1 protein-coding gene is annotated in these 202 nt (G+C 80.7%); it reads left to right on the top strand.

What is annotated here, in order from left to right; all coding sequences use genetic code 11:
• Window positions 1–202, top strand: a 202-nt coding sequence (locus GCU69_RS32425; protein ID WP_170315760.1) for a hypothetical protein, incomplete at both ends; no start/stop codon positions are given.

Genomic DNA, 202 nt, shown 5'->3' with positions numbered 1-202 from the left:
GGGCCGGCGCCGACGGCACGGTGACCGTGCGGCTCCCGGTGGCGGAACTGCCCGCCGGACCGCTCGACTTCGTCGCCCGGCTGCGCCGGGATCCCGGGCGGCGCGAGATCCGGCTGCCGGTGCCCGGCGTGGACGGCGCGGCGCCCGGCGCGTACGCCGAGGTCGTCGTCGTGCGTGACAGCCACCGGCTGCCGGAGGGCCG

The sequence above is a fragment of the Streptomyces lycii genome, assembly GCF_009735685.1.
Classification (GTDB): domain Bacteria; phylum Actinomycetota; class Actinomycetes; order Streptomycetales; family Streptomycetaceae; genus Streptomyces; species Streptomyces lycii.
The sequence above is the reverse complement of the archived record's forward strand: the minus strand, read 5'-3'. Positions and strand labels throughout refer to the sequence as shown.